The organism is Amycolatopsis sp. NPDC049252 (genome assembly GCF_043197175.1).
Lineage (GTDB): Bacteria > Actinomycetota > Actinomycetes > Mycobacteriales > Pseudonocardiaceae > Amycolatopsis.
Genome location: NZ_JBICSQ010000002.1, coordinates 369,745 through 392,752, shown reverse-complemented (window position 1 = coordinate 392,752; position 23,008 = coordinate 369,745). Strand labels below are relative to the sequence as shown.

Genomic DNA, 23,008 nt, shown 5'->3' with positions numbered 1-23,008 from the left:
CCGCCCGCTGACCGCCGAGATCGACGAGCGGCACCGAGCGTCGCCCGGCGGCTTACTTGGACGGGGACGGCGAAGCGGGAGCCGGCGACGAAGGGGCCTGCGTCGCCGCCGGGACCTTGGGCGCGTTGTAGGTGTCCATGTCCGTGATCTTCCACTTGTCGCCCTGGAGCTGGGCGTTCAGGTGGAGCTGGGCGGTGCCCGCGGTCGTCTTCTTGGTGTCCGTGCGGGTCGAGGTCTGGTCGACGAAGACCATCACCTTCGCCAGGTCGTCGTTCAGCATGATCACCGCGGCGCGGGTGACCTTGCACGTGACGACCATCTTCTGCGCCGGCGCGAGCCGCTTCACCTCGCCCATCAGCGAGTTGTACTTGTTCCGGACGTCGTCGTTGGCGAGCAGGTCGTTCGCCGCGTCCTCGGTCTTCTTGATGTTGTTGAAGTCGTAGGAGAACAGCGACTCGGCCGCCTTCGACACGGCGTCCTTGACCTGCGCGGTCTTCGCGACGTCCAGCAGCGCGGTGTTGCTGGTCGCGTTCGAGATCGCGCTCTCCTTGGTGTGGAACCAGAACGCCAGGCCACCGAGCAGGATCGCGACGAGCACCAGCGCGCCCGCCACGAGGTACGGCCGCTGCGTCCGGGCGCCCGCGGGGCGCTCCGGCTCGTCGTCGGCCGCCGCCGGGACCTCCTCGACCTCGGTCGGCTTCGCGATCCCGGTGTCGCGCTTCTTCCGCCGCGGCGCCGGGCGGGCCGGAGCTTCCGCGGAAGCCTCGGGGGCTTCCGGCTCACCCGTCAGCGCGTCGACCTTCTCGGCCTCTTCGGTGCCGACCGCGGCGAACACCGCGGTGTCCTCGGCGGACGCCGTGTCGATGCGCCCGCTGGCCGGCTCGAACGGCTCCTCGGCCCGCGGCTTCGCGACCGGGGCCACCGGACGCGGCATCGGGCGCGGCGCCGGCCGGGGCCGCGGCTTGCGGGTCTCGGCGGCGGTCGTGGAGGTCTCGGAGGGCGTCTCGGCCGGCGGCACGGCGGGAATCTGGCCGGTCCGCTCGGCGGGCGACTCGTCCGTGGCCGGCCGGCGCAGGCCGGCCACGCGGGGGCGGCGCGGCGGCGGGGTGCTGCTGCGAGGCGGCTGGCGGCGGGAGGGGGGCACTACGAAGCTCCTTCTGGGTGACGCTCTACTGGCCGGCCGCGACGAGGGGGACGCTGTCGATGCCGGACAGCTTCCATTCGTCGCCCACGCGGGTCATCGACACCTCGAGGCGCAGCGGCTTCGCGCTGCTCTTGTCCCCCTGGGTGACGGTCGTGGCGATCGCGGCGAGGAAGCTGGCCTTGCCTTCGTGGTCGTCGAGCTCCTCGACGGCGATGTCCTGGACGTCGGTGGTGACCTTCGTCTTGGCGTCGGAGAGCGCCTTGCGGAACGTCGGCGCCGACTGGTCGATCTGCTGCGACATCGTGGCGTCCGAGACGGACTTCTGCCGGGCGAAGAAGCCGTCGAGATCCTGGTAGTCGACCTCGGTGTAGGCCTTCAGCGCGTTGGTGCCCGCCTTGACCACGGCCTCGCGCGACGCCGCCAGATCGGCGTTGTCGTCGTTCGCCGCCACCCACCACAGCACGCCGAACAGGATCGCGGCGATCAGCGCGGCCAGCGCCAGCGCCGCGGCACCGAGCACGAGGATCCGCGAAGACGACTCGTTCGACGGCGCCTTCGTGGCACCCGACGACTCCTCTTCGGGCTCCGCCACCGCGACGGCGGCCTGCTCGTCCGCACTCATAACACTCCAGGGTAGGTAACGGTCATCAAATCCACGTCAGGCGAGTCCGAGCAGCGAACCCAGGCTGTTCAGGCTGACGCCGGGGCTGCCGACGATGCCCGGCACGCCGCGGGTGTCCCGCTCCTCGGCCAGCTCCTCCGCCGGCCGGTTCGCGTTCGCCGCGACTTCACCGTTGCTCGGGGCGACCGGCACGCCGTTGTACGGCGCGTTCTGCGCGCCGCGCACGTTGATCGGGCTGCCCTTCGGTTCGGCACAGTACGCGTCTTCCTTGGCCGGCTTCGCCGAAAGGTCAGCCCCGGTCCGGTACTGCTGGTACGGGATGTAGCCCTTGGTGCAGGCCGGCGGGTTGAACAGGTTGAGCACCAGCCCGAGGTGCGCGGTGCCGTCACCGGGCGCCACGCTGCTGGCCGCGCCGGCCAGCGCCGGGTACGTCACCAGGCCCTGCTCGATGCCGTCCAGCCGGGTCACGGTCAGGTTGGCCGTGGTCAGCAGGTTCGCCGTCAGGGCGCCGAGGCCCGGGCCGGACTCGCTCAGCACCTGGCTGATCTGCGACGCCACCTGCGGCGTGATGCCGATGAGCTTGCGCAGGTCGCCGTCGGAGTTCTTCAGCGTGCCGGTGAGCTCGTTGAGGCTCTTGCTGAACGACGCGAAGTTCGCCGCCTCGTCGTTCTGCGTGTCGAGCACCTGGCCGCCGGCGTCGAGCAGCTGGATGGTCTGCGGCAGGTACTGCTGCGCCGTCGTGGTGAAGCTGCGCGCGGTGTCGAGCAGCTTCTGCAGGTCGCCGCCGGTGCCGCGGAACGCGTCGTAGGACTCGTCGACGACCGTGCGCAGCGAGTCGACCGGAACCGACGCCGCGAGCGAGTCGAGGTCGCCGATCAGCCGGTCGGTGCTGACCGGGGTGGTCGTCTTGTTCGCCGGGATGACCGAGCCGGCCGCGAGGTACGGGCCCTTGTCGGCCTTGGGCCGCAGGTCGACGTACTGCTCGCCGACGGCCGAGCGGTTGGCGACGACGGCGTCGAGGTCCGCGGGGACCTGCGGTGCCGACGGGTCGATGTTGAGGTCGGCTTCCAAGCCGGTCTGGGTGAGCCGCAGCTCCCCCACCCGGCCGACGTTGTAGCCGCGGTAGGTGACCTCGGCGTTGGTGAAGATGCCGCCCGACTCGTTGAGCTCGAGCTTCACCGTGTACCCGCTGTTGCCGAACACCGTGCCGAGCCCGGCGAACCGGATCAGGGCGTACACGATCGCGACGATCGAAATGACCGCGAACGCGACCAGCTGGATCCTCGTCCTGCGCACCAGCATCAGCCGGCACCTCCCGACAGGAGACCGAAGAGCCCGGACAGGCCGGACTGCGACTTCCCGGGTTGTCCCGTCTGACCGCTTTCACCCGGGATGGGCAGCGGCGGCGGCTGGTTGGACGGCGTGCCCTGGACGCCACCGGTCAGGCCTGGGAGCGGAAGCTGGCCGTTCAGGATGTTCTGGCGGCTGTTGCCCAGGTTGCTGACGATGGTCTGCAGGTTCAGGTCGACCTTGGCGTAGAGGTTGAAGTAGTCGCCCTTGACGCCGTTGACGGCCTGGTCGCTGAACGGGAACGTCAGCAGGATCTGCAGTGCCTTCGGCAGGTCGTTGCCCGCCTCGCCGAGCTTCTGCAGCGTCGGCGTCAGCGCCTTCAGGTCGGCGACGAGGTCCTTCTGCGACGCGTTCACCGTCTCGGTGGCCACCCCGGAGAGGTTGTCCAGCGCGTTCAGCATGGTGACCAGCTGGCCGCGCTGCGACTCGAGCACGCCGAGGCCGGGCCCGAGGTTGTCGACCGCGCCGACCAGCTTGTCCTTCTGGTCGTTGAGCGTCGAGGACAGGCGGTTCAGCCCGTCGATGGCCCGGGTGATGTTCTTCGACTGGTTGTCCAGGTTGGTGACCAGCAGGTTCGCGTTGTCCAGCAGCGCCTTGATGTCCGGCTCGCGGCCCGACGTGGCGTTGTTGAGCTCCTTGGTGATGGTGTTGAGCTGGTCGACCCCACCGCCGTTGAGCAGCAGGGACAGCGCGCCCAGCAGCTCCTCGACCTCGACGCTGCGGTTCGTCCGGGCCAGCGGGATCGTCGCGTTGTCGGCGAGCTTGCCCTGGGCCTGGTCGTCACCGGGCGAGGCCAGCTCGACGTACTTCTCGCCGAGCAGGCTGGACTGCTTCACGTTGGCCAGCGCGTTGGCCGGCAGCTTGACGTCACCGTTGACCTTGAGCGTCACCAGCGCGTGCCAGCCGTCCTTGGTGAGGCCGACGTTCTCGACCTGCCCGACCGGCACCTCGTTGACCTTCACGCCCGCCTTCGGCGTGAGGTCGAGGACGTCCCGGAACTCGACGTTCACCGTGTACGGGTGGTCGCCGAGGTCGGCGCCGCCGGGTAGCGGCAGGTCGTAGATGCCCTTGAACGAGCAGCCGGTGAGCACCAGCGCGGACGCCGTCACCAGCGCTCCGACGGTCAGCAGCTTCCTCACTGGCCACCTCCGTAGACCTGCCCGGCGATGGGCAGCGGCAAGGGCGGCAGCTGACCGGACTGCAGGGCCTGCAGGGTCTGCGCCACGGACGGCAGCGGGATCACCTTGTCGACCACGCCGGCGATGCTCTCGCAGGCGTTGCCGAGCACGTCCGGGATGCCCTTGCTGCCGACCTGCTTGAGCAGCCGGCAGATCATCACCAGCGGCGGCTGGGTGAGCTCGTTGAGGTTCGGCCGGGCGTCGAGCGTGCCGGCCGCGCCGTTGTAGGTGTTGACCAGGTTGCTCAGGCCGACCGGCGCGACGTCGAGGATCTCGGCCAGCGAGCTGCGCTGGTCGACGAGCACGTTGGTGATCCCGGCCAGCTTGTCCACATTGGACTTGAGCCGGTCGTGGTTCTGGTCGATGAACGCCTGCACCGAGGTGAGCGTGGTGCCCAGCTGCTGCACGGTCGCGGCCAGGTTGTCCTTTTCGGACGCCAGGTAGCCGCTGACGTCGGCGAGCTGGCCTTCGAAGTTCCGGACCTGGCTGTCGGAGTCGGCCAGCGTCTGCGAGAACTTGCCGAGGTTCTCGACCGTGGAGAACAGGTCGTCCTTGTTGCCGGCGAGCGTGCCCGCGGCCTGGCCGAGCTTGGTGATCGTGTCGTGCAGGGCCTGGCCGTTGCCGTCGACGTTGGCCGCCGCGGTGTTCAGCAGGTTCGACAGCGACCCGTTCTTGTTGGCACCGTTCGGGCCGAGGGTCTCGCTGACCCGGGCCAGGCTGGACGCGAGCTGGTCGACCTCGAGGGGCACCTCGGTGCGGTCGAGGCCGATGGTGGCGCCGTCGGCGATCCGCGGGCCGCCGGTGTAGGCCGGGGCCAGCTGGACGTAGCGGTCCGAAACCAGCGACGGCGCGACGATCAGCGCCTTCGCGTCGGCCGGGACGGCGACCGAGCGGTCGTACTCGAACTCGACCTTCACCTGGTTGCCCATGGGCTGGATCTTGGTGACCGTGCCCATGTCGACGCCGAGCATCCGCACGCTGTTGCCCTCGTACAGGCCGACGGCGCCGGCGAAGTACGCGGTCAGGTGGTTGCGGCCGGCGTCCTTGAGGGTCCACCAGATCCCGCCGGCGACGACGAGCGCGAGGACGATCGCGATGGTGAAGGCCCGGGTCAGGGACTGGCCGAAGCGGGTGTCACTCATTTCGTGTAGCACCCCTCTTCATTCAGCGGACCGAACGACGGCAGGACCAGGCCGCAGATGTAGTTGTCGAACCAGCGCCCGTTGCCGATGGTGTTGGTGAAGACGCGGATGAACGGCGCGAACTTCGCGATGCCCTGGCCCAGCGCGTCCTGGTTGCGCTGCAGCATCGAGGTCAGCTGGTCGAGCTGGGTGAGCACCGGGTCCAGCTGCTTGCCGTTGTCGTCGATCAGGCCCTGCAGCTGCGTGGCCAGCTCGCGGGAGCCGTTCAGCAGCGACGTGATCGCGTCCTCGCGCTTGGCCAGCTCGCCGAGCAGCGCGTTGCCGTCGGTGAGCAGCTTCTGCACCTCGGCGTCGCGGTCGACCAGCGTCTGCGACACCTCGCGGGTGTTGGCCAGCAGGTTGGACAGCTGGGTGTCGCGCGAGGCGATCGTGTCGGACAGCTTCGACAGCCCGGACAGCGCGCCCTTCACGTCCTGCGGCGTGTTGGCGAAGGTCTGCGAGATGGTGTCGAAGCTCTGCGCCAGCTGCTTGGTGTCGATGTTGTCGACCGTCTGGGACAGCCCGCGGAAGGCGTCGAGCACGTCGTAGGGGGCCATCGTGCGGTCGCGCGGGATCCCGGTGCCCGGGTTGAGCGCGCCCTCACCCTGCGGGTCCAGCGACAGGTACTTCTGCCCAAGCAGCGTCTTGATCTTGATCGCGGCGCTGGTCCGGTCGCCCAGCCAGGCGTCCTTGACCTTGAACGACACCTTGACCGACGCGCCGTCGAGCTTGATGTCGCTGACCTTGCCGACCTTGACGCCGGCGATCCGGACGTCGTTGTCGGTCTGCAGCCCGGAGGCCTCGCTGAACTCGGCGGTGTAGGTCGTGCCGCCGCCGATCACCGGCAGGTCGTCGGAGTTCAGCGCGGCGACGAAGGCCAGCGCGAGGACGGCGATGCCGACGAGCGCGATCGGGACGGGGTTGCGCTTCTGGAAGGACTTCATCCCGTGCACCTCTCCCGGTTGACCGGGATCAGCGGGATCGCGACGTCGTTGATCAGTGGCGGCAAGCTGACGCTCCCGGAGAACTCGCAGGCGTAGAAGTTGAACCAGGAGCCGTAGTCCGCGGTGCGGGTCAGCGTGCTGACCTTCTCCGGCAGGAACTGGATGAAGTGCTCCAGCTCCGGCTGGTTCTTGTTGAGCTTGTCGGTGAGCGTGCCCAGCGCGCTGATGTCGTTCTTCAGCGGCTCGCGGACCTCGCCGAGCAGGCCGGAGGTCGTCTGGGCCAGGTTGCCGAGGCTCTCGATCGCGTCGCCGATCGGCTTGCGGTCCGCGGCCAGCCCGGACACCAGCTGCTGCAGCTTCACGATCAGGTCGTTGAGCTGCGGGGTGTGCGCGTTGACCGTGTCGAGCACCGAGTTGAGGTTGTCGATGACCTGGCCGATGACCTGGTCCTTGTCGGCGATCGTGGTGGCCAGCGACGCGGTGTGCGACAGCAGGCTCTCCACGGTGCCGCCCTCGCCCTGCAGGACCTGGATGACCTCGTAGGACAGCTTGTTGACGTCGTCCGGGTTGAGCGCGGTGAACAGCGGCTTGAAGCCGTTGAACAGCTCGGTCAGGTCCAGCGCCGGCTGCGTCCGCTCCAGCGGGATGGTGCCACCGGGGCCGAGCGTCTTGCCGGAGGTGTCGTCGCCCTCGCCAAGGGAGACGTACCGCTGGCCGACCAGGTTGCGGAACTTGATCTGCGCGGTCACCCCGGCGGGCAGCTGCCGTCCGGCGTCGACCTCGAACTCGACCTCGGCCTGGCGCTTGTCGACGATCTTGACGTCCTTGACCTGCCCGACCCGGACACCGGCGATGCGGACGTCGTCGTTGGGCAGCAGGAGCGTCGCGTCGGTGAAGCGCGCCTTGTAGGCGTTGGTGCTGGTCGTGTTGATGTTGGCGATGCTGATCCCGAGGATCGTCGTGAACAGCACGGTGACCACCACGAAGATGCCGAGCTTGATCAGCGGCGCGAGCAATCCCCTCACTTGACCGTCACCTCCGCGCCCCGGTACAGCGGGCCGACGAGCAGCGCGCTCCAGCTGGGGACGTCCGCGGCGTTCATGCCGAGCTGCGGGCCCAGCAGGTCGGCCAGGAAGCCCTGCTCCGCCGTCGAGTAGGCCAGGTTTCCGCCGGACCCGTTGCCGCCGGTGGCGTCGGCCTTGAAGTTGGCCGGGTTGAGTCCTTCACCGACGGTCTTCGGCGCGGTCTGGTGGATCGTGCCGTCCTTGAAGGCGCCGTCCGGCGGCTCCGAGGGGAACGGGTTCGGCAGTTTGTCCGAGTCGTAGCAGCGCGGGCCGCGCTTGTCGTCGAACCGCGGCTCTTCCTTGCCCGCTTGGTACGGCGCGCGCGGCACGACGACCTCGATGGTCGCGTGCAGGCCGGGCTGGTTGGTGCCCTTGCCCAGCGCCTGGTCGATCAGCGGGACGTTCTTGGCCATCTGGGAGATCACGCAGGGGTACTCCGGCGCGTACTTCGCCAGCAGCTCGGCCGTCGGCCGGGCGGTGGAGGCGAGGGAGATGATGTTGTCCTTGTTGTTCTGCAGGAACGTCTGCAGGTCCACCGACGCCTGGGTCAAGGTGCCGTAGAGGCTCGACAGGTTCTGCTGCTGGTCGACCACGGTGCGGGTGGTCGTGCTCAGGTTGTCGAGGCTCTGCACCAGGTCCGGGGCCGAGTCCTTGAGGTGGTCGGAGAACTCCGCCAGCGCCTTGAGGTTGTGCTGCAGCTCCGGCTCGTGCGGGTTCAGCTCGCCGATGTAGCTGCCCAGCTGCGTCAGCGTGTCGCCGAGCTGGTCGCCGCGGCCGGACAGCGCGGTCGAGATCGCGGTGAGCGTCGCCGACAGCTTCTGCGGCTGGACCGCCTGCAGCACCGGCATCAGGTGCGCGAACGCCTGCTCCAGCTCGATCGCGCTCGACGTCCGGTCCTGCGGGATCACGTCGCCGTTCGTCAGCGTCTTCGACGACGGCTTGGCCGGGATCTCCAGCGAGACGAAGCGCTCACCGAAGAGCGTCTTCGGCAGGAACCGCGCCGAGACGTTCTCCGGGATCAGCTTCGCCGACTCCGGGTTCAGCGCGAGCGTCAGCTCCGCGCCGTCGGCGGTGGCCGAGATGTCCTTCACCGAGCCGACGATCAGGCCGCGGACCTTGACGTCGGACTGCTGGATCAGCTGGTTGCCGATCTTGTCGGCCTGCAGCTTCACCGTGACGAACTTGGTGAACGCCTTGTCGTAGAGCGCGATGGAGAGCGCCACGCCGCCGACCATCACGGCGACCAGCAGCAGGCCCAGCAGCCTGCGTCGCAACGTGGTCATCCCGCGATCCTTACCGTGACGTCGGTTCCCCAGATGGCGAACCCGATGAAGAAGTTCATGATCGAGACCGTGACGATCGAGAGCCGGACCGCCTTGCCGACCGCGACGCCGACGCCGGCCGGGCCACCGGTGGCCCGGTACCCGAAGTAGCAGTGCGACAGGATGATCAGGACGCTGAAGAGCAGCACCTTGATGAACGAATAGAGCACGTCCTGCGGCGGTAGGAAGAGGTCGAAGTAATGGTCGTAGGTACCCGCTGACTGGTTGTAGATGTAGATCACGACCAGTCTCGACGCGAGGTACGAGCTCAGCAGGCCGATGATGTAGAGCGGGATGACCGCGACGAACCCGGCGATGATCCGGGTCGTCACCAGGTACGGCAGGCTCGGCACGCCCATCACCTCGAGCGCGTCGATCTCCTCGGAGATCCGCATCGCGCCGAGCTGCGCGGTGAAGCCGGCGCCGACCGTGGCGCTCAGCGCGAGCCCCGCGACCAGCGGCGCGATCTCGCGGGTGTTGAAGAACGCCGTCAGGAAGCCGGTGAAGGCCGACGTCCCGATCGAGTTCAGCGCCGAGTAGCCCTGGAGGCCGACGAGGACACCGGTGAACAGCGTCAGGCCGACCATGACCCCGACCGTGCCGCCGATGACCGCCAGCGAGCCGGAGCCGAAGCTCACCTCGGCCAGCAGCCGCAGGACTTCCTTGGTGTAGCGGCGCAGCGTCCGCGGCGTCCACAGCAGCGCGCGGCCGTAGAACGACATCTGGTCACCGAGGGTGTCCAGTGTCTGCAACGGTCGGTTGGCGACGCGTTTCGCGCCCTGGAGGAACGTCATCCGCTAGTCCAGCTTTCCGGGCACGATCTGCAGGTAGATCAGGGTGATCACGAAGTTCACGACGAACAGCATGAGGAACGTGATGACCACCGACTGGTTCACCGCGTCCCCGACGCCCTTGGGGCCGCCGGAGGGGTTCAGACCCCGGTAGGACGCGACGACGGCGGCGATGAACCCGAAGATCAGCGCCTTGAGCTCACCGACCCACAGGTCGGGCAGCTGGGCCAGGGCGGAGAAGCTCGCCAGGTACGCACCCGGCGTCCCGCCCTGCAGCACGACGTTGAAGAAGTAGCCGCCCAGCACGCCGATGACGCTGACCATGCCGTTGAGCAACAGCGCGACGAGCATCATCGCGAGCGTGCGCGGCACGATCAGCCGCTGCACCGCGGAGACGCCCAGCACCTCCATCGCGGCGATCTCCTCGCGGATGGTCCGCGCCCCGATATCAGCACAGACCGCGCTTCCTCCTGCGCCCGCCACCAGCAGCGCGGTGACCAGCGGGCTGGCCTGCTGCACGGTGGCGAGCACCGAGCCCGCGCCGGTGTAGGACTGCGCGCCCAGCTGGCGGGCGAGCGAACCGAACTGCAGCGAGATGACCGCGCCGAAGGGGATGGCCACCAGCGCCGTCGGCAGGATTGTCACGCTCGCGATGAACCAGGCCTGCTGGATGAACTCCCGCAGCTGGAACGGGCGCTGGAAGATGCCACGAACGATGTCGAGGCCGAGGGCGAACAGGTTCCCGGTTTCGCGGAGGATGCCGATCCCGGGGATCTTCGCCTGTGAAGCGGGAGAACTCACCTGCCACCTGGCCCGTTGTTCGGCGGCGGTGGCATCCGGTGCGAGCCGCCGGGTCTCGGCTGCTGGCCGCCGGGGATGCGCGCCACCTGGTCGGCGGGCAGCTGGCCGTGGTGCTGGTTCGGGACGCCGTCACCCTGGCGGGCGCCGGCCGGGACCTGCTGCTGTTGCTGCTGCTGCTGGGCCTGCGCGACGCGACGCGGGCTGACGCCGTAGTGGCGCTGCTCCTCGGGGCTCAGCGAGGCGATGATGCCCTCCTGGGCGGCCTGCGGCAGCCGGTGCATGATCTCCATGACGCGGTCCTTGCGGCGGACCGCGCCCATCCGCTGCGGAACACCCGGCGTCGTCTGCATCTGCGGCGGCACACCCGAGATGTCCTCGACCCCACCGGCGTGGTGCCCGGCGTCGAACATCGCCTGCTCGGCGGCCATCTGCGCGGAGTCCTTCTCCTCGGACATCCCGATCGGGCCCTGCATCTTGCCGTTGAGGAACTGCTTGACGACCGGCTCTTCGCTGGTCAGCAGCACCTCGCGCGGGCCGAACATGACCAGTTCCTTGCGGAAGAGCATGCCCAGGTTGTCCGGCACGGTCCGGGCCAGGTTGATGTTGTGCGTGACGATCAGGAACGTCGCGTCGATCTGCGCGTTCACGTCGAGGAACAGCTGCGAGATGTAGGTGGTGCGGACCGGGTCGAGGCCGGAGTCCGGCTCGTCGACCAGGATGATCTCGGGGTCCAGCACGAGGGCGCGGGCCAGGCCGGCGCGCTTGCGCATACCGCCGGAGATCTCGCCCGGGAGCTTCTTGTCGGCGCCGGCGAGACCGGTCATCTCGAGCTTCTCGCGCACGATCTGCCGGATCTCGGTCTCGGACTTCTTCGTGTGCTCCCGCAGCGGGAACGCGACGTTGTCGTAGAGGTTCATCGAGCCGAACAGCGCGCCGTCCTGGAAGAGGACGCCGAAGAGCTTCCGGATCTCGTACAGCTTGTGCTCGGAGCAGGTGACGATGTCCACCCCGTTGATCACGCAGCGGCCGCGGTCGGGCTTGAGCAGCCCGATCATCGACTTGAGGAACACCGACTTACCGGTTCCCGACGGCCCGAGCATCGCCGACACCTCGCCCGGAGGCAGGGTCAACGTGACGTCCCGCCAGATGGCCTGCTTACCGAAGGACTTGGTCAGACCTTCGATGACCACCTCGGCACCCATCGCACCTCCAGGAGCTGTTCCGCGTCATTGCGCCCGCTGCCACACCCTGTCGGCGGGTGCGGGCCAGGCGCCCCGAGAACCCGCGTCAACCAGGTGCAACGAGCTGAGTGCGAACAGGTTACTCACGAGTTTTCTTTTCTGGCCAGCCCCGACGGCATCGTCACCCCGCCGTGATCGCCGACTGGCAGCACGGTAGTCCAAACGGGGCAGTGGCGCAGATTCACCCAGCCCGGAATCCGCGATTTAGGGACCCGGGGCCAATCGGACAACACCCCTAGGGGGAACGACGAAAGGGGCGGGCATCCGCTGGATGCCCGCCCCTTCACGAGGTGGTGCGTAGGCGCTTGCGCGCCCGGGATCACTTGATGGAGACCTTGGCGCCCGCAGCCTCGAGCTTCTCCTTGGCGGCCTCGGCGGCCTCCTTGTCGACCTTCTCCAGGAGGGCCTTGGGAGCGGCCTCGACCAGCTCCTTGGCCTCCTTCAGGCCCAGACCGGAGACGACCTCGCGGACGACCTTGATGACCTGGATCTTCTTGTCGCCGGCGCCCTCGAGGACGACGTCGAACTCGTCCTGCTCCTCGGCGACCGGGGCAGCGGCACCGGCGGGGCCGGCGGCGGCGACGGCGACCGGAGCGGCGGCGGTGACGTCGAAGACCTCTTCGAACTCCTTCACGAACTCGGACAGCTCGAGGAGGGTGAGCTCCTTGAAGGCGTCGATCAGCTCGGCGGTGCTCAGCTTCGCCATGATGGCTTCCTCTCAGAAAAACGAACTAGACGTTCGGGGTGGGGGTGGTTCAGCTCTCGGCGGGTGCTTCGGCTGCTTCGGTACCGGTGGCGTTGCGCTGCTTCTCCTCCAGCGCGGCAGCCAGGCGGGCGACCTGGGACGCCGGCGCCTGGAACAGCGCGGCGGCCTGGGAGAGCTTCGCCTTGAACGCGCCCGCCGCCTTGGCGAGCAGGACCTCACGGCTGTCGAGATCGGCGATCCGGTTGATCTCGTCCACGGACAGCGCTTTGCCGTCCATGTAGCCGCCCTTGATCACAAGCGCGTTGTTGTCCTTCGCGAAGTCGCGAAGCGCCTTGGCGGCGTCGACCGCTTCACCCTCGACGAAGGCGATGGCGGTCGCGCCGACGAACAGGTCGTCGAGCCCGGCAACGCCGGCGTCCTCGGCGGCCCGCTTCACGAGGGTGTTCTTCGCGACCCGGTACTTGGCACTGGTGCCGAGAGCGCGGCGCAGCTGGGACAGCTGGGACACGGAGAGGCCGGTGTACTGGGTAACGACGGTGGCCGAGCTGCTGCGGAAGCTCTCCGCGATCTCGGCGACGGCCGCCACCTTGTCGGGCTTCGCCATGGTCGCCTCCTCTCTTGGCTAGTGTTTCCACTGGCCCGAAGAGCCCCCGAAACGACAAAACGCCCTCGCGCAGACAGGCGCGGGGCGTAATACGACACAAGACGTGCCGAGCCTCGTTCCTCCTGCGCGGGCCGCCCGGCGATGCGGGACCTTCGTTCCTCGTGTCCGTGGGGGCACTCGGATAACCAGCGGTCTTCGGTAGAACTCTCTCCACTGTACCTTGCGGTCTCTCGGGGTCTGCAGGGACCTGCGTTTAAGGCGCCTGGGGGTTCCCTCACGGGCTCCGGCAGGCATCATGGTCACGTGGCGGAGCAGCGTGATGACGGAAAGCCGGGCGCGGAAGTCGAACCGGCGGGCTCTCACACGCCCGCTTCTCCCCCTCCGCCTGCTCAGCCTGGTCAGCCGCCGATGGATCCGGCGCAGCTGGAGCAGTTCCGCCAGTTCCAGCAGTTCCAGGACTACCTGAGGTTCACCCAAGCCCAGCAGGGCAACGAGCCCGCGCCGGCGCCGGGTACCGGGCAGGTCCAGCAATACTCCGGTGGCCAGCCACCGGTCCCACCCGGCCCGCCGCGAGATCTCATCCCGGCCGAACGCCGTCGACGTCCGGCGCCGAAGTGGCTGACCTGGCTGGGCAAGAAGGTCATCGCCTGGGTCTTGGCGTTCGTGGTCCTCGCGGTGGCGGGAACCTGGCTGTACAACCACTTCTTCCCCAATGACACCGGGAAGACGTCGGAGCAGCTCGCCCAGGAGGGCGGCGGGACCTACCACACGAACCACATCCTCTCGACCAGCCCGTACGAGGCGGTCCGCGAGGTCTACGACGCCGTCGCCCAGAACCTCGTCCCGCAGGCGTGCGGGCGGATGGACGAGCCGATCCAGCAGAAGTTCGCCCAGGACATGGGTTACGCCGACTGCCAGGTCGCGGTGCACGAGCTGAACCGGCAGGTCAAGAGCAAGAACGACTACGCCGAGTCGATGCCCTCGTACGTCTCGGAGCCTCTCCCGGGCGACAGCTTCACGATCAGCTCGTGCAAGTTCGGCATCCGCGGCGGCCCGGCGCTCGGCGCGTTCACCGTGCAGAAGGTCGAAAAGAACCAGTGGCTGATCGTCGGGCACACGAACGAGCAGACACCGTGCCCCGCGCCGACACCGACGACCCGTTAGCGCGGCTGTGGGGCCGACAGGAACGAGACCAGGGCCTCTGAGAACGCCGGGGACATGACCGCCGTCATGTGGTCGCCCGGGATTCGGACCAGCCTCGCTCCCGCGATGGCGGCCGCCAGGCGCTCGGGTTCCGCGGCCAAGACGTCCTGGTCGCCCGCCAGGACCAGAGTCGGGACGCTGATCCCCGACAGGTCCACCACGCCCTCGCGGGAGGCCAGGGCCACCGCCGCCAGGGCCTGGCGGTCGCCGCCCACCGCGTCGGCCAGCAGGCGGAACGGGACTCCCGATGGCGGGACCGTGGTCGGGTCCTCGGCCAGCAGGGCCGAGGCGATGTCGGCCGGCTTGACCACGCGCAGGTCGACGCCGCCGAAGTCGACGATGCCCGAGCCCACTCCGCCCGTGGCCAGGCAGCGGATGCGCTTGTCCGCCGCCGTTGCCGCCAGGGCGATGATCGCGCCCATCGAGTAGCCGACCATCGAGACCTCGTCGAGGGCCAGCTCGTCCAGCAGCGCGGAGACGTCTCGCGCCATGGTCGTCTCGGTGTAGCGGGACTCGTCGTGGGGCTTCTCCGAACGGCCGTGGCCGCGGGCGTCCAGGGAGATGACCGTGAAACCGGCCTTGCGCAGAGCGGCGACGACGCCAGTGGCGATCCAGTTCGCGTTCGTGTCGGCCGCGAAGCCGTGCTGCAGCAGCACCAGGCGGACGGCGGCGTCGCCCTCCCACACGGTGTAGTTCAGCTGGAGCCCGTCGAACGACGCGAATGTCGGCATGCCGTCAATAAGACACGAAGAAAGGGCGCCCCCGCAGTAAGCGGGAGCGCCCTTTCTGGTGATGTCCGACTCAGACGTTCGCGTCCTCGGAAAGGAGGTTGCGGGTCCGCAGCGGGTCGACCGGGATGCCCGGGCCCATCGTGGTGGTGAAGGTGACCTTCTTCAGGTAACGGCCCTTCGCCGACGACGGCTTGGCGCGGAGGATCTCGTCCAGCGCCGCCGCGTAGTTCTCGACCAGCTTCTCGGTGTCGAAGGAAGCCTTGCCGATCACCAGGTGCAGGTTGGCCTGCTTGTCGACGCGGAAGTTGATCTTACCGCCCTTGATGTCCTTCACGGCCTTCTCGACCGCGGGGGTCACCGTGCCGGTCTTCGGGTTCGGCATCAGGCCACGCGGGCCGAGGATGCGGGCGATGCGGCCCACCTTGGCCATCTGGTCCGGCGTCGCGATCGCGGCGTCGAAGTCGAGCCAGCCACCCTGGATGCGCTCGATCAGCTCGTCGGTACCGACCGCGTCCGCGCCGGCGGCCTCGGCCTCGGCGGCCTTGTCACCGACGGCGAAGACGATGACGCGGGCGGTCTTACCGGTGCCGTGCGGCAGGTTCACGGTGCCGCGGACCATCTGGTCGGCCTTGCGCGGGTCCACACCGAGACGCATCGCGACCTCGACGGTCGCGTCCATCTTGGTCTTGGAGGTTTCCTTCGCCAGCTTCGCGGCGTCGAGGGGCGCGTACAGCCGCGCCTTGTCGATAAGCTCCGCAGCCTGGCGGTATGCCTTGCTGTGCTTGGTCATGCTTCTGTCCTTAACTTCGAAAACGGATCAGTGTGGTAGGAGCCAGCACTGGCTCTCCCACGGTGTTGTCTGCCTCGACTCCGTCGAGGCGGCGAGATCGCCCCGAGCCGATTTCTTCCCTCCCGATTTCGCTCGGCCCTGGGGCCGATCGAAATCACTCGGTCAGAAACCGGCGCGATCTCGCGGTACTACCGGTGCTGCAGACGTCAGGCGTCGACGACCGTGATGCCCATGGAGCGGGCGGTGCCGGCGATGATCTTCGCGGCCTGGTCGATGTCGTGCGCGTTGAGGTCGGTCTCCTTGGTCTTGGCGATCTCGCGGACCTGGTCCCAAGTGACCTTGGCGACCTTGGTCTTGTGCGGCTCGCCGGAGCCCTTCTCGACACCAGCGGCCTTGAGCAGCAGGCGCGCGGCCGGCGGCGTCTTCAGCTTGAAGTCGAACGACCGGTCTTCGTACACGGAGATCTCGACCGGGACGACGTCCCCACGCTGCGACTCGGTCGCGGCGTTGTAGGCCTTGCAGAACTCCATGATGTTGACGCCGTGCTGGCCCAGGGCCGGGCCGACCGGCGGAGCGGGGTTGGCCGCGCCCGCCTTGATCTGCAGCTTGATGATCGCCGCAAGCTTCTTCTTCTTGGGTGGCATTTCTTTTCCTGTCCTGTACTACGTTCCCCGCGTACCTGCCGTGGACGTGGGGACTGCGGCCGCGCTGCAGCCGTCAGATCTTGGAGACCTGCGTGAACGACAGCTCGACCGGGGTCTCCCGGCCGAAGATCGACACCAGGACCTTCAGCTTCTGCCCGTCGACGTTGACCTCGGAGATCGTCGCCGGGAGCGTCGCGAACGGACCGTCCATGACGGTGACCGACTCGCCGATCTCGAAGTCGACCTCGACGGCCGGGCCACCGAGCGGGGCCGCAGTCGTGCCGGACTCGCCCTTGCCGCCCTTCGCGGGGGCTTCGCTCTCGACCTTCGGGGCGAGGAACTTCAGCACCTCGTCCACGGTCAGCGGCGACGGCCGCGAGGTGGCGCCGACGAACCCGGTGACACCCGGCGTGTTGCGCACCGCGCTCCACGAGGCGTCGTTCAGGTCCATCCGGACCAGGATGTAGCCGGGCAGCACCTTGCGCTGCACCTGCTTGCGCTGGCCGTTCTTGATCTCGGTGACCTCTTCGGTCGGGACCTCGATCTGGAAGATGTAGTCCTCGACGTCCAGGGTCGTGGTCCGGGTCTCGAGGTTGGTCTTCACCTTGTTCTCGTACCCGGCGTAGGAGTGCACGACGTACCACTCGCCGGGGGCGGCGACCAGCTCGGCGCGCAGCGTGGCGACGGGGTCGTCGTCCACCGCGGGCTCGGCCTCGGCGGCGTCGGCCACCTCGTCGGTGACGTCGGTTTCCTCGGAGGCGGCTTCGTCGACCTCTTCGGCTTCGGGCACGTCGACGGGCTCCAGGTGCTCGGACTCCTCGTCACCGAGTGCCGCGTGCACCTGCTCGTCGGAAAGCTCGGTCAGCTCCTGACCGGCTGCTGTGCCGTTGTCGGAGGTCACGTTCCGTCCTCTCAGTTGATCATTGCCGGGGTCAGGCCGGGACCTGAGCCCCACTCGGCGCGCGCCGGGGCGCGTCAGCCGAAGACGTGGCCGATGCCCCACTTGAACAGCAGGTCCAGGCCACTCACCAGGGCCACCATGAACACCACGAAGACCAGCACGACCGCGGTGTAGGTGACCATCTGCTTGCGGTTGGGCCAGATGACCTTGCGCAGCTCCGCCCAAACTTCGCGGATGAAGCGCACCAGCCGCGCGAACACGGAGGCCTTCTTCGGCTTCTGGTCCCGCTTGGGGGTCGCAGCGCCCTTCGCGTCGGGGGCGGTCTTCTCCCCCGACTTCCCGGCCGGCCGGGTCTTGTCGTCCGCACGTGCCGCGGACTTGCCCGCCGGACGAGCGGTCGCGCGGCGCTCACGCCGGGCAGCAGCTGTGACGGGACGGGACTGGCTCTCGGGCTTCTGCCCGGTGCCGTCCTGCTCCTGCTCGCCGCCGCTGGCGTCGCTGTCGCTCACGACCACTCCTTCGCTCCACCAGTTCCGTTACGCAGGGGTGACAGGACTTGAACCTGCAACCTGCGGTTTTGGAGACCGCTGCTCTGCCAATTGAGCTACACCCCTGTGGGATCCCGATCACTCGGACTCCCGTGGACGCCTTCCAGCATCCCCACCATCCAGGCGGGGATGACCGTAGTGCTTTCCAAGTCCCGAAGTCTACGGCAAGCCTCACGAGAGCCCGCAACCGCGCCCCCCGATCGACCGCCGAACCCCGGTCGGCCTGCGGAAAACCTCCCGCCGACCTGGTGATCATGCCAGGATGTCCGCCATGACGAGCAACCCGGTGAGCGGAACACGGCTCGGGCTCGCCCTGCCGCAGTACGGCGCCCTGGCCGACCCCGCCGCCGTCGCGCGCTTCGCCGTCGCCGCAGAGGGACTCGGCTTCGCGTCGCTGTGGGTCGGCGACCGGATCCTGACGCCGCTCGAGCCGTCCGATCTCTACCCGGGCGGCGGAACGCCGGAGCACCCGTACCCGGAGGAGTTCAAGACCTTCGCCGACCCGTTCACGACGCTGGCGACGGCGGCCGCGGTGACGAACGAGGTCCGCTTGGGGATGAGCGCTCTGACCGGGCCCGTCTATTCCCCGGTGCTGCTCGCCAGGGCGCTGACCTCGCTCGACCTCGCCAGCGCGGGACGGCTGGACGTCGGCCTCGGGCTCGGCTGGCTGCGCGAGGAGTACTTCGCGACGGGCGTGCCCTGGGAGGGTCGAGGCAAGCGGCTCGACGAGGTGCTCGACGCGCTCGAAGCGATCTGGACCGGCGACCCGGTGGCGCACGACGGCCCGCAGTGGCGCATCGCGCCGTCGACGGTCGGCCTGCGCCCGGCGCAGGACCCGCGGCCGCCGGTGCTGCTCGCCGGTTTCGCGCCGCCGGCACTGGCCCGGATCGGCCGCCGCGCGGACGGCTGGCTGGCCGGCTGGATGCCCCGGCCGTACCTCAAGGGCCTCTGGGCGGTCGCGCTCGAAACGGCCGAAAAAGCCGGCCGGGACCCCGGCACCCTGCGGCGGGTACTGCGGATCAACCCGCGCGCGGGCACCGGGGTCGAGTCGGTCGCGGACGTCCTGCCGTGCCTGGACGTGGCCCGCGAAGAGGGCGTCACGGAGGTGCTGGTCGACCTGCACTACGTCGCGAAGGACGTCGACCACGCACTGGAACTGGCCGGCGAACTGACCGGCTGAGCCCCTAGGACTCGCTGTCGGCGAGCGCGGCGAGCGCCTGCGCCTTGGCCGCGTACTTCCAGTTGGCGAGGTCGCGGATCGTCTTGATCTTCAGCTCGGCGAGCAGTTCGTCGTGCTTCGGCGTGAGCCCCTCGAGCGCGGACGGCGGGGCGTCCAGCAGCTCCTTGATCGACTTGTCCTCGTAAGCCTTGTCGACGAGCTTGTTCAGGTTCAGGCCCACAGCGCGTTTCCTGCCTTCCTCGGTTTCGACTACGGAACGGGCCCCACCCTCGCTGTGATCGGCGTCTCACGCAACCCTCGTTCCCTCACTCAGGTTCACCCACACAAAGCTGGTTAGTTCTAGTACAGTTAGAACTATGTTGGTCCGCATCGACCCGGGTTCGCCCGTCCCGCTCTTCGAACAGGTGGCGGCGTCGATCCGCCGCGCCCTCGCCGGGGGCAGCCCCGCGCGCGGCGAACAGCTGCCGCCGGCCCGCGAGCTGGCGGCGTCGCTCGAGATCAACGTCCACACCGTGCTGCGGGCGTACGCGCTGCTGCGCGACGAAGGCCTCATCGACCTGCGGCGACGGCGCGGTGCCGTCGTGCTCGGCGACGCACCGTCGCGGGCACGGCTGACCGAGCTCGTCGCGGAACTGATCGACGAAGCGAAACGTGCGGGCGTCGGCCCGGACGAGCTCACCGGGGTGATCAAGGAGAAGTACTCATGAACAAGCTGATCCGGGTCCTGGTCGCGACGGCCGTGCTGCCGGGTGCGGTCCTGGCCGTCGCCGCCGTCCTCGCGAACGCGTGGCGCGACCGGTTGCCCGATCCCATCGCGACGCACTGGAACGACGGGCCGGACAACGCGAACTCCCTCGGGCTGTTCGTCACCGTCTGCCTGGTGCTCGGCGTGGTCGTGACCGCGGTCGTGGCGGTGATCGCCGTGGTCGGGCTGCGCAACGGGCGGCCGCTGCCGCGCCTGGCCGCCGGGCTGGGCACCGGGCTCGCCGCGATGCCGTCCGCCGTCCTGCTGTCGACGCTCGTGCTGAACCTCGACGCGCCGGACTGGCACGCGGCCCGCGGCGGCGCCCTCGTCCTGCTCTTCCTGCTGGGCGTGACCGTGCTCGGCGTCGTGGCGGCGTTCGTCGGCGGCCTGCCCGCGCCGGCTCGCGAGCACGCTACCGGGGAGTACCGGCCGAGTGTCGGGCTCCAGCCGGGGCAGCGGGCGTTCTGGTCGGGCCGGGCGTCGAACCCGGCGATGCTCTGGGCGCTCCTGGCGATCCCCGTCGCGATCGCCTTCCTACCCGCCGGGCTCCCGTGGCCGACCGCCGTCTGGATCGGCTTCGTCGGCGCGGTGGTCACGGCGCTGACCTACCGGCTGCGGGCGAAGGTGGACGCCACGGGCGTGACGATCCGCTTCGGCCTCCTCGGCTTCCCGTGGCGGCACCTCGACCTGGGCGACGTCCGCGAGGCCACCGTGCGCGAGCTGACGACGTTCGGCGACGGCGGGCTCGGCCTCCGCTTCAACTCAATGACCGGCACGACGGCGTACAAGGTGCGCGGCGGCCCGGCTTTGGCGCTGACCCTGGAGAACGGCCGGACCGTGCTGGTGAGCGTCGACGACCCGGAGACCGGCGCCGGCCTGGTGAACGACCTGATCGCGCAGGGCGTCACCCGGATTGACTAGGTCCGCGAGGCACGCGGCCCGGTAGAAACGGACTAGTGGCGAAAAAGAGCGGTGGGGGCGGCTGCCTCGTGGTCGTGCTCGTGGTCGGGTTGCTGATCTTCGGGTACTACAAGTGGCAGCACGGCTCGTCCGCGGCGCCGCCGGACGGCGACGACACCGGCGGCGGCAGCGGCCGCTACGTCGCGCTGGGGGACTCGTACACGTCCTCGCCACGCACCGGGCGGCAGTCGGGCACCCCGGTGGGCTGCGAACGTTCGGACGACAACTACCCGCACCTCGTGTCGGCGAAGCTGAAGCCGGCCGAGTTCGCCGACGTCAGCTGCGGCGGCGCCACCACGGCGAGCCTCACCGCCGCGCAGCAGACGTCGAACGGCACGAACCCGCCGCAGCTGGACGCGGTGACCGGGAAGACGACGCTGGTGACCCTCGGCATCGGCGGCAACGACGTCGGCTTCCTGGCGCTGGCGCCGACCTGCGCGACGGCGCACCCGTCCGCGTCACCCTGCAAGGACCGGCTGACCGCGGGCGGGCACGACCAGCTCGCCGAGCGGATCGACGCCACCGCGCCGAAGCTGGGCGCGGTGCTCGACAAGATCCACACCAAGGCGCCGCGGGCGAAGGTGGTGCTGGTCGGCTACCCGACGGTCCTGCCCGACGGCGACGGCTGCTGGCCCGCCCTGCCGCTCGGCGCGGGCGACGTCGCGTACTTCCGCGACACCCTGGCCAAGCTGAACGCGATGCTCGAGGACCAGGCGAAGGCCCACCGCGCGGGCTACGCGGACACGGCGACCCCCGGCAAGGGCCACGACGTCTGCACGGCGTCGGACAAGCGCTGGGTGGAGGGCATCCTCCCGGCCTCGCCCGCCGCGCCGCTGCACCCGAACGCCCGCGGCGAGCAGGGCATGGCCGACGCCGTGGTCTCCCTGCTGAAGCTGCCTTAGCTCACCGCCGCCGCGCGGCGGTCAGACGCGGATCAGGGCCTGGGGCTTGCCGAGCACCGTCTTGCCGTCGGACTTGACCACGAGGTCGATGCGGGCGATGCCGTCGTCCTGCAGCGCGCCGACCTTGCCGGTGATCTCGACGACCGCGCCTTCCGGCGTGTTCGGGACCACGACCGGGCGGGTGAAGCGGGCGCTGAAGTCGACCAGGCGGCCCGGGTCGCCGAGCCAGTCCGTGACCACGCGGCCGGCCACGGCCATCGTGAGCATGCCGTGCGCGATGACGTCGGGGAGGCCGACCTCCTTCGCGAACGCCTCGTTCCAGTGGATCGGGTTGAAGTCCAGCGCCGCTCCGGCGTAGCGCACCAGCTGGTCGCGGGTGATCCGGACCTCGAGGGCGGCCAGTTCGTCTCCGACGTTCACGCGTCCTCCCCCCGCACCACGAGCTGCGCGCGCGTGGTGGCGATGTGCCCGCCGCCGGCGTCGGTGATCTCGGCGCGCAGGTTGATGAAGTCGTTGCCGGCCCGGGCCATGATCCGGTCGATGTGCGTGGTCAGCAGCAGCACGTCACCGGCGTGGGCCGGGCGGGTGTAGCTGAACTGCTGGTCGCCGTGGACCATCCGCGAGTAGTCGAGACCGAGCTCGGGGTCGGTGACGATCGAGTTGATCGAGGCGAGGTTGATGATCGTGAGGAACGTCGGGGGCGCGATGACGTCCGGGTGGCCGGCGGCTTTCGCTGCGTCGACGTCCCGGTAGACCGGGTTCTGGTCGCCGATCGCGTCGGCGAACTCCCGGATCTTCTCCCGGCTCACTTCGTAACTGGTCTGCGGCGGGTAAACCCGCCCGGTGAACGACTCGTCCAAGGGCACGCCGACGAGGCTACCAACAGCAAAGAGCCGCCCCGGTGGTCCAGGGCGGCTCTTCGAAGCTGGTGCGAACGCGCTACGCGGTCAGCGGGTTTCCTTGTGCGTCCGGTGCGTACCGCAGTTCGGGCAGAACTTCTTCATCTCCAGGCGATCCGGGTTGTTGCGCCGGTTCTTCTTGGTGATGTAGTTGCGGTGCTTGCACTCTTCGCACGCCAGCGTGATCTTGGGTCGCACGTCGGTGGCAGCCACAGCGTTTCCTTCTCTCTCAGGTCCCGGGGGCCAGCCCCAGTCGTTACCGCGTAGCGGTGGCCGGACTTGAACCGGCGACACAGCGATTATGAGCCGCTTGCTCTGCCAACTGAGCTACACCGCCCTTACATGCCCAACCCCGGGGGTCCAGGGGGCGAAGCCCCTTGGCGGGGGTCTGGGGGTCGACCCCCAGATGGACACCGCGAAGCGAGCCAGGCTCGGGCTTTTCCCGAGCATAGCTCGCCTGATCGCGGAGCCCCTTTACGGAATCGAACCGTAGACCTTCTCCTTACCATGGAGACGCTCTGCCGACTGAGCTAAAGGGGCCTGGCCTCTCGCGAGGA

General features: G+C 69.0%; 27 protein-coding genes and 3 tRNA genes. 5 read left to right on the top strand and 25 right to left on the bottom strand.

The features are described 5' to 3' along the window. Positions 1–52 precede the first annotated feature (52 nt). The 13 genes from ACGFMK_RS04815 to rplJ form a co-directional block, all read right to left on the bottom strand. Entirely contained in the window at positions 53–1,084 is a 1,032-nt protein-coding gene (locus tag ACGFMK_RS04815; protein WP_392758627.1) for a hypothetical protein, read from the bottom strand. Positions 1,085–1,169: 85 nt separating this feature from the next. Then, a complete protein-coding gene (locus tag ACGFMK_RS04810; RefSeq protein WP_392758444.1) occupies positions 1,170–1,766 on the bottom strand; it encodes a hypothetical protein in 597 nt (198 codons plus the stop codon). A 36-nt stretch (positions 1,767–1,802) separates the two neighbouring features. Beyond that, on the bottom strand, positions 1,803–3,068 hold the full coding sequence (locus ACGFMK_RS04805) for an MCE family protein (RefSeq protein ID WP_392758443.1): 1,266 nt from the start codon (positions 3,066–3,068) through the stop codon (positions 1,803–1,805). Then, positions 3,068–4,255, bottom strand: a complete 1,188-nt coding sequence (locus ACGFMK_RS04800; protein WP_392758441.1) for an MCE family protein — start codon at positions 4,253–4,255, stop codon at positions 3,068–3,070. Before ACGFMK_RS04800 ends, ACGFMK_RS04805 begins: the two co-directional genes overlap by 1 nt. Then, positions 4,252–5,436, bottom strand: a complete 1,185-nt coding sequence (locus tag ACGFMK_RS04795) for an MCE family protein (protein ID WP_392758440.1) — start codon at positions 5,434–5,436, stop codon at positions 4,252–4,254. The genes ACGFMK_RS04800 and ACGFMK_RS04795 overlap by 4 nt, the downstream gene beginning before the upstream one ends. After that, a complete protein-coding gene (locus tag ACGFMK_RS04790; protein WP_392758439.1) occupies positions 5,433–6,419 on the bottom strand; it encodes an MCE family protein in 987 nt (328 codons plus the stop codon). Before ACGFMK_RS04790 ends, ACGFMK_RS04795 begins: the two co-directional genes overlap by 4 nt. Further along, entirely contained in the window at positions 6,416–7,444 is a 1,029-nt protein-coding gene (locus ACGFMK_RS04785; RefSeq protein WP_392758438.1) for an MCE family protein, read from the bottom strand. Before ACGFMK_RS04785 ends, ACGFMK_RS04790 begins: the two co-directional genes overlap by 4 nt. Then, positions 7,441–8,766, bottom strand: coding sequence for an MCE family protein (locus ACGFMK_RS04780; protein WP_392758436.1), 1,326 nt, complete (start codon positions 8,764–8,766; stop codon positions 7,441–7,443). The genes ACGFMK_RS04785 and ACGFMK_RS04780 overlap by 4 nt, the downstream gene beginning before the upstream one ends. Further along, entirely contained in the window at positions 8,763–9,599 is an 837-nt protein-coding gene (locus tag ACGFMK_RS04775) for an ABC transporter permease (protein ID WP_003060266.1), read from the bottom strand. Before ACGFMK_RS04775 ends, ACGFMK_RS04780 begins: the two co-directional genes overlap by 4 nt. 3 nt (positions 9,600–9,602) lie before the next feature. Then, the gene (locus ACGFMK_RS04770; RefSeq protein ID WP_323329492.1) at positions 9,603–10,397 is read right to left on the bottom strand and encodes an ABC transporter permease; all 795 of its coding nucleotides are present in this window, start codon (positions 10,395–10,397) and stop codon (positions 9,603–9,605) included. Next, positions 10,394–11,599 (bottom strand): ABC transporter ATP-binding protein, encoded by a 1,206-nt coding sequence (locus ACGFMK_RS04765; RefSeq protein ID WP_392758433.1) that lies wholly within the window; start codon positions 11,597–11,599, stop codon positions 10,394–10,396. The genes ACGFMK_RS04770 and ACGFMK_RS04765 overlap by 4 nt, the downstream gene beginning before the upstream one ends. Positions 11,600–11,957: 358 nt before the next feature. Continuing rightward, positions 11,958–12,344, bottom strand: coding sequence for a 50S ribosomal protein L7/L12 (gene rplL / locus ACGFMK_RS04760; protein WP_392758432.1), 387 nt, complete (start codon positions 12,342–12,344; stop codon positions 11,958–11,960). Positions 12,345–12,393: 49 nt separating this feature from the next. Next, complete coding sequence (rplJ, locus tag ACGFMK_RS04755; RefSeq protein WP_392758430.1) at positions 12,394–12,948, bottom strand: 50S ribosomal protein L10; 555 nt, start codon at positions 12,946–12,948, stop codon at positions 12,394–12,396. A 303-nt stretch (positions 12,949–13,251) separates the two neighbouring features. Here rplJ and ACGFMK_RS04750 point away from each other — a divergent pair, with 303 nt between their 5' ends. Further along, positions 13,252–14,112, top strand: coding sequence for a hypothetical protein (locus ACGFMK_RS04750; RefSeq protein ID WP_392758428.1), 861 nt, complete (start codon positions 13,252–13,254; stop codon positions 14,110–14,112). Here ACGFMK_RS04750 and ACGFMK_RS04745 read toward each other — a convergent pair. From ACGFMK_RS04745 to ACGFMK_RS04720, 6 genes are all read right to left on the bottom strand, one after another. Next, entirely contained in the window at positions 14,109–14,882 is a 774-nt protein-coding gene (locus ACGFMK_RS04745; RefSeq protein WP_392758426.1) for an alpha/beta fold hydrolase, read from the bottom strand. The genes ACGFMK_RS04750 and ACGFMK_RS04745 overlap by 4 nt on opposite strands. A 70-nt stretch (positions 14,883–14,952) precedes the next feature. Further along, entirely contained in the window at positions 14,953–15,672 is a 720-nt protein-coding gene (gene rplA, locus ACGFMK_RS04740; RefSeq protein WP_284747830.1) for a 50S ribosomal protein L1, read from the bottom strand. 206 nt (positions 15,673–15,878) lie between these two features. Beyond that, positions 15,879–16,316, bottom strand: a complete 438-nt coding sequence (rplK, locus tag ACGFMK_RS04735; protein WP_003079266.1) for a 50S ribosomal protein L11 — start codon at positions 16,314–16,316, stop codon at positions 15,879–15,881. Between the two features lie 73 nt (positions 16,317–16,389). Beyond that, entirely contained in the window at positions 16,390–17,217 is an 828-nt protein-coding gene (gene nusG, locus ACGFMK_RS04730) for a transcription termination/antitermination protein NusG (RefSeq protein ID WP_392758422.1), read from the bottom strand. A 74-nt stretch (positions 17,218–17,291) separates the two neighbouring features. Further along, positions 17,292–17,732 (bottom strand): preprotein translocase subunit SecE, encoded by a 441-nt coding sequence (gene secE / locus ACGFMK_RS04725; protein ID WP_392758420.1) that lies wholly within the window; start codon positions 17,730–17,732, stop codon positions 17,292–17,294. Between the two features lie 26 nt (positions 17,733–17,758). After that, a tRNA-Trp gene (locus ACGFMK_RS04720) sits at positions 17,759–17,831 on the bottom strand. Between the two features lie 196 nt (positions 17,832–18,027). Between ACGFMK_RS04720 and ACGFMK_RS04715 the strand changes: the two genes are divergently transcribed. Continuing rightward, positions 18,028–18,945: a TIGR03619 family F420-dependent LLM class oxidoreductase gene (locus ACGFMK_RS04715; protein ID WP_392758419.1), complete on the top strand. Its 918-nt coding sequence runs from the start codon at positions 18,028–18,030 to the stop codon at positions 18,943–18,945. Between the two features lie 4 nt (positions 18,946–18,949). Here ACGFMK_RS04715 and ACGFMK_RS04710 read toward each other — a convergent pair whose 3' ends face one another. Next, positions 18,950–19,165: a hypothetical protein gene (locus ACGFMK_RS04710; protein ID WP_257921896.1), complete on the bottom strand. Its 216-nt coding sequence runs from the start codon at positions 19,163–19,165 to the stop codon at positions 18,950–18,952. A gap of 136 nt (positions 19,166–19,301) precedes the next feature. Between ACGFMK_RS04710 and ACGFMK_RS04705 the strand changes: the two genes are divergently transcribed. From ACGFMK_RS04705 to ACGFMK_RS04695, 3 genes are read left to right on the top strand one after another with little or no spacing between them, the layout of a single operon-like run. Continuing rightward, positions 19,302–19,652, top strand: a complete 351-nt coding sequence (locus ACGFMK_RS04705) for a GntR family transcriptional regulator (protein WP_392758417.1) — start codon at positions 19,302–19,304, stop codon at positions 19,650–19,652. Next, positions 19,649–20,611 carry a hypothetical protein gene (locus ACGFMK_RS04700; protein WP_392758415.1) on the top strand — a complete coding sequence of 321 codons (963 nt, stop codon included), beginning with the start codon at positions 19,649–19,651 and terminating at the stop codon, positions 20,609–20,611. The genes ACGFMK_RS04705 and ACGFMK_RS04700 overlap by 4 nt, the downstream gene beginning before the upstream one ends. Before the next feature lie 35 nt (positions 20,612–20,646). After that, positions 20,647–21,552: an SGNH/GDSL hydrolase family protein gene (locus tag ACGFMK_RS04695; protein ID WP_392758413.1), complete on the top strand. Its 906-nt coding sequence runs from the start codon at positions 20,647–20,649 to the stop codon at positions 21,550–21,552. Positions 21,553–21,573: 21 nt separating this feature from the next. On the opposite strand, the gene ACGFMK_RS04690 is transcribed toward ACGFMK_RS04695, so the two are convergent. From ACGFMK_RS04690 to ACGFMK_RS04670, 5 genes are all read right to left on the bottom strand, one after another. After that, positions 21,574–21,972: a MaoC family dehydratase gene (locus ACGFMK_RS04690; protein ID WP_323329480.1), complete on the bottom strand. Its 399-nt coding sequence runs from the start codon at positions 21,970–21,972 to the stop codon at positions 21,574–21,576. Next, the gene (locus tag ACGFMK_RS04685) at positions 21,969–22,418 is read right to left on the bottom strand and encodes a MaoC family dehydratase N-terminal domain-containing protein (RefSeq protein ID WP_392758411.1); all 450 of its coding nucleotides are present in this window, start codon (positions 22,416–22,418) and stop codon (positions 21,969–21,971) included. Before ACGFMK_RS04685 ends, ACGFMK_RS04690 begins: the two co-directional genes overlap by 4 nt. A gap of 81 nt (positions 22,419–22,499) precedes the next feature. Next, positions 22,500–22,664, bottom strand: coding sequence for a 50S ribosomal protein L33 (rpmG, locus tag ACGFMK_RS04680; protein WP_005152047.1), 165 nt, complete (start codon positions 22,662–22,664; stop codon positions 22,500–22,502). 51 nt (positions 22,665–22,715) lie between these two features. Continuing rightward, positions 22,716–22,788: transfer RNA gene (locus ACGFMK_RS04675), tRNA-Met, on the bottom strand. 130 nt (positions 22,789–22,918) lie between these two features. Next, positions 22,919–22,991: transfer RNA gene (locus ACGFMK_RS04670), tRNA-Thr, on the bottom strand. Positions 22,992–23,008 lie beyond the last annotated feature (17 nt).

Bases quoted from the DNA above. Each gene is read 5' to 3' on its own strand.
- ACGFMK_RS04805 (WP_392758443.1), bottom strand. From the start codon at position 3,068: ATGCTGGTGCGCAGGACGAGGATCCAGCTGGTCGCGTTCGCGGTCATT.
- rplJ (WP_392758430.1), bottom strand. From the start codon at position 12,948: ATGGCGAAGCCCGACAAGGTGGCGGCCGTCGCCGAGATCGCGGAGAGC.
- rplL (WP_392758432.1), bottom strand. From the start codon at position 12,344: ATGGCGAAGCTGAGCACCGCCGAGCTGATCGACGCCTTCAAGGAGCTC.
- ACGFMK_RS04705 (WP_392758417.1), top strand. From the start codon at position 19,302: ATGTTGGTCCGCATCGACCCGGGTTCGCCCGTCCCGCTCTTCGAACAG.
- ACGFMK_RS04775 (WP_003060266.1), bottom strand. From the start codon at position 9,599: ATGACGTTCCTCCAGGGCGCGAAACGCGTCGCCAACCGACCGTTGCAG.
- ACGFMK_RS04700 (WP_392758415.1), top strand. From the start codon at position 19,649: ATGAACAAGCTGATCCGGGTCCTGGTCGCGACGGCCGTGCTGCCGGGT.
- ACGFMK_RS04765 (WP_392758433.1), bottom strand. From the start codon at position 11,599: ATGGGTGCCGAGGTGGTCATCGAAGGTCTGACCAAGTCCTTCGGTAAG.
- ACGFMK_RS04795 (WP_392758440.1), bottom strand. From the start codon at position 5,436: ATGAGTGACACCCGCTTCGGCCAGTCCCTGACCCGGGCCTTCACCATC.
- ACGFMK_RS04745 (WP_392758426.1), bottom strand. From the start codon at position 14,882: ATGCCGACATTCGCGTCGTTCGACGGGCTCCAGCTGAACTACACCGTG.
- ACGFMK_RS04790 (WP_392758439.1), bottom strand. From the start codon at position 6,419: ATGAAGTCCTTCCAGAAGCGCAACCCCGTCCCGATCGCGCTCGTCGGC.
- ACGFMK_RS04715 (WP_392758419.1), top strand. From the start codon at position 18,028: ATGTCCGCCATGACGAGCAACCCGGTGAGCGGAACACGGCTCGGGCTC.
- rplA (WP_284747830.1), bottom strand. From the start codon at position 15,672: ATGACCAAGCACAGCAAGGCATACCGCCAGGCTGCGGAGCTTATCGAC.
- ACGFMK_RS04780 (WP_392758436.1), bottom strand. From the start codon at position 8,766: ATGACCACGTTGCGACGCAGGCTGCTGGGCCTGCTGCTGGTCGCCGTG.
- ACGFMK_RS04810 (WP_392758444.1), bottom strand. From the start codon at position 1,766: ATGAGTGCGGACGAGCAGGCCGCCGTCGCGGTGGCGGAGCCCGAAGAG.
- rplK (WP_003079266.1), bottom strand. From the start codon at position 16,316: ATGCCACCCAAGAAGAAGAAGCTTGCGGCGATCATCAAGCTGCAGATC.